Raw genomic sequence first — 4,194 nt, forward strand, 5'->3', positions numbered from 1 at the left:
GGGGTCCGCGCGGAATTGCGTTCGTTGCACGATTCAGAGGGGTTGAACGTGGTGGTCTGCGACATTGTGCGCGTTCCTTTCAGGGGAGGTTAATGGCATTGACCTGCACCGTTGCAGAGGAGCCTGCATTTGATGCATGATTCGCCCACCTAGTGGATGGGTGGGTCTGTGTCTGGAACGGTCGCGAGCGAGAGTTCAGCCCGGTTGGTTCTGCTATCCGGTGTCTCGCTGCTGCATCCCGAGGAAGCGGTCTTCGAAGCGATGCTGGAGGGGTGGGAACGGCAGCAGCGGGGAGGCCGCCAGCTGCAGCCCGACACCGTCCGGGGGCGACTGAACCTCATCCGCCGCTTCGGGAAGTTCACCAACCGCTACCCGTGGCAGTGGGCGGCGGCCGATGTCGATGAGTGGATGACCCACTTGACGTCCGAACTACACCGGGCGGAGTCGACAATCCGCGGCTACCAGACGGGACTTCGTCTCTTCTGCGACTACATCACTTCGCCCCACTACCAGTGGCCGGCGGAGTGCGAGAGCCGGTTCGGCACCCACCCGGTGCAGGTCTGCCACGAGTGGAACACCGTCGCTCACCTGGTCGACTACGAGGGCGACCCCGACCGGCGGCCGATGACCCGCGAAGAGATCCAGCTCTTCTTCGACTACGCCGACGACCAGGTCGACCGCGCGATCCGCCTCGGCCGCAAGGGAGCCCTCGCCGCCTACCGCGACGCGACGGTCTTCAAGGCCATCTACGGCTGGGGCCTGCGCTGCACCGAGACCTCGAAGCTCGACATCACCGACTTCTACCGCAGCCCCAAAGCGCCCGAGCTCGGCCGGTACGGATCGCTCCACGTCCGGTACGGGAAACGGTCCAAAGGCACGCCGCCCAAACGCCGGATGGTGCTCAGCGTCATGCCCTGGGCCGTCGACGCGGTCGAGGACTACGTGGTCAACATCCGCTCGCGCTACACCTCGGCCTCGAAGAAGCCCGCTCTGTGGCTGACCGAGCGTGGAGGGCGCCTGCGGCCCCGGGAGATCGAGGAGCGATTCGCCGCTTACCGTGACGCGCTCGGGCTGGAAAAGGAGCTGGTCCCGCACTGCCTGAGGCACAGCCACGTCACACACCAGATCGAGGACGGCGCCGATCCCACGTTCGTCCAGAACCAGGTCGGACACCGGTATCCGTCCACCACCGCCCTCTACACCGGCGTGAGCGGGGACTTCATGAACACAATGATGCGCAAGGTTTTGGACCGTGCCCTGAACAACGGGCAGTAGGGAGTCGTCGACGTGACCGCCAAACTGGACTACCGCTGGCACCTGCGGGAGATCATGGCCACCCGCGGCATGTTCTCCACCACGGACCTTCGCCCGCTGCTGGCTGAACGCGGCATCGATCTCTCCCCCAGCCAAACGTACCGCCTGGTCGTCGAGCGGCCCGAGCGACTGAGCCTGAAGACGCTCATGGCACTGCTCGACATCCTCGGCTGCACGATGCCCGAGCTGATCGAGCCCGTGGCCGTCCCCCGGGCGGGCCGCCGCAAGGCTGCTGCGGGCGGCACCATCGAACAGCCCGGCCAAGGCCCTTCCGGCGTAGGCGACTTCAGGCCCAAGCGCGCCAGGATCGTCCCCGAATAGGAGAACCGCGTGGCCTCTGCCCCTCTGCCCCGCGTTGCCGCCGAGCCTGAACGCGTGATCGTGGAGGCCGTCCTGGCGGCCGAACCGGACCTGGCGGCCCCGCTGGTGGAGGCCGTCCTCGTCGCGACGGTCAAACGCAGACCGGCTCGGCGCGAGCTCGCCGAGGCGCTGATGGCCGACCCCGGCCTGCTGACCTCCGGCCGCCCCGAAGGGCCGCGGGCCGTCGAACGGCTGATCCGGGCACTTCTCGACCAGGGTGCCGTGAACCTGAAACTGCCGTGCTGCGCCCGCTGCGGCAACGCACGGCCCCTCAAAGCGTGGGACGGCGACCAGCGGATCTGTGGCTCGTGCCTGGCACGCCGTATCGCGGTCGCCAACCCGTGCGTGATCTGCGGCAGCAGGAACTTCTCCGGCCGCGACCACCTCGGCCGGCCTCGGTGTCGGCGGCACGCGCCGGACGAAGGGCTCGACGTCCTGACCGAGCTGTGCAGGCGCATCTCCGTCCTCGCCCCGGGCCTGTCGCACTTGGACATCGCCAATGCCGTCCGCACCACGGACAGCAGCCGCAACGGGCAGACCCGGCTCCTTCGCGCCCTGGAGGAGGTGCCCGGGCTGCTGAGCGGAGACGGCGCCCACGGACCACCACGAACCATCCGTCTGATCAAGGCCCTCGCCGACCGCGGAGCTTCGGCGCTGGTCATACCGCCATGCCCCTTCTGCCTCCGCGACGTACCGCTCAGCCACACGCGCCAGGACCTGCGCTGCTGCACCATGTGCTGGCGCGCGACCCGCACCCAGCAGTGCTCGCACTGCCACCGGGAGAGATGGATCGCCTCCCGGACAGCCGACGGCGAGCCTCTGTGCGGGCCATGTGGGAAGACCGACGTCCTCAACCAACTGCCCTGCACCAGCTGCGGGAACATCGCCCCCATCGTCCAGCGCACCGGGGACCAGGCCCTGTGCCAGCGCTGCTACCAGCGCCCCACCGCGACCTGCTCCACCTGCGGACAGCTCCGGCCGTGCTACTACGCCAGCACCGGAACCCCCAGGTGCGGGCCATGCCACTCCAAGGCGCAACCCCACAAGATCTGTACCAGCTGCGGAACCGAACGCCGCGCCGTCTACCGAACCCCGGCGGGCGACCCTCTCTGCACGCCTTGCGGAGCCCCACGTGTCCCGTGCGTCACCTGCGGACACACGCGCAGGGTCGCTGGCCGCACCGCGCAGGGCGAACCCCTTTGTGAGGGCTGCTGGGAGAGACACCCGCGAGCACGCCGCCCCTGCACCACGTGCGGAGCCGTCGAGAGGCTCTACCACCACGGCCTGTGCACCGCCTGCGCCGCCCAGCGCACTCTGCTCAGTCTGCTCACCGGACCCGACGGCGCCGTACGCGAAGACCTGACCCCATCCCTCCACGCCATGCGGCTCCTGCCGCCGGCCGCCGTCCTGCGATGGCTCAGGGGAGTACCGGCCCTGCGCGCGATCCTGAAGGAACTGGCCTCGGCTCAGGGGCCCGTCACCCATCAGACCCTCGACCTCTGCCATCCGCCGAAGGTCGTCAGCGCCCTGCGCGCTGTCCTGATGGCCGGCGGCGCCCTGCCCGACCGGGACGAACATCTCGCCGCCCTCGAACAGTGGCTGCCCCGGACCTACGCCCGCATCGAGAACACCGCAGACCGCAAATCGCTTCGCAGCTACACCGCTTGGAACCCCATGCGCCGGCTGCGCCGACTGCCCTCCGGGAAGAAAGTCACCCACGGCCAGGCCGACGCCGTCCGCCACGAAATCCGCAACGCCGTACGACTCCTGGAATGGCTCCGAGCCCAGGACCTCGCCCTGCGCGACTGCACGCAGGATCACCTCGACGTCTGGCTCGCCGACGGCCCCGACGCCCGTGCGCTCGTTCGATCCTTCCTCCTGTGGGCCCACCGCCACAGCCACGCCCGACCACTCGACGCTCCCAGCCTCAACAGCAACGCCGCGGTCAACCTGATCGCCCGGGACCAGCGCTGGAGCATGGTCCGCCACCTCGTCCAGACCACCAGCCTCGACGTCGTAGACCGCGCGGCAGGACTCCTCCTGCTGCTCTTCGGCCAACCGCCGAGCCGCATCATCCAGCTCACCACAGACCACGTCGTCGACCACGGAGACAAGATCACGATCCGCCTCGGACGCACCCCAGCCGAACTGCCCGCTCCCCTCGACGACCTCATCCGCCAACTCGTCGACCGGCGTCAAGGTCACGCTGCCGCGAGGCCCGCCGAGGAGTCCAAGTGGCTCTTCCCCGGTGGACTCGTAGGCCGACCGCTCAGCCCTGCCCATCTGAGTAAGCGCCTCAAGGCCGCAGGGGTCCGGCCCCGCCTCGCCCGCAACACAGCCCTGATGGACATCGCGTCCGAGCTGCCAGCCGCCGTCGTGAGCCGCCTGCTCGGTGTCCACCAGAACACCGCCGACGCCTGGCGCCTCGAAAGCGAGGGCCCTGGAGCCGCATACGCGGCAGACCTCATCCGCCGCTGAGCATCCATTCCGCACGTTCTGACAACGCGGGTTACCAATACG

General features: G+C 68.9%; 3 protein-coding genes. All 3 read left to right on the plus strand.

What is annotated here, in order from left to right; translation table 11 throughout:
- Positions 1 to 168: 168 nt before the first annotated feature.
- From ACIF6F_RS37900 to ACIF6F_RS37910, 3 genes are read left to right on the plus strand one after another with little or no spacing between them, the layout of a single operon-like run.
- Positions 169 to 1,275, plus strand: coding sequence for a tyrosine-type recombinase/integrase (locus tag ACIF6F_RS37900; RefSeq protein WP_399260621.1), 1,107 nt, complete (start codon positions 169 to 171; stop codon positions 1,273 to 1,275).
- 12 nt (positions 1,276 to 1,287) lie between these two features.
- Positions 1,288 to 1,635 (plus strand): helix-turn-helix domain-containing protein, encoded by a 348-nt coding sequence (locus ACIF6F_RS37905; protein ID WP_399260623.1) that lies wholly within the window; start codon positions 1,288 to 1,290, stop codon positions 1,633 to 1,635.
- A gap of 9 nt (positions 1,636 to 1,644) precedes the next feature.
- Positions 1,645 to 4,152, plus strand: coding sequence for a hypothetical protein (locus tag ACIF6F_RS37910; protein ID WP_399958605.1), 2,508 nt, complete (start codon positions 1,645 to 1,647; stop codon positions 4,150 to 4,152).
- Positions 4,153 to 4,194 lie beyond the last annotated feature (42 nt).

Source organism: Streptomyces sp. NPDC086023, from assembly GCF_044540325.1.
GTDB lineage: Bacteria > Actinomycetota > Actinomycetes > Streptomycetales > Streptomycetaceae > Streptomyces.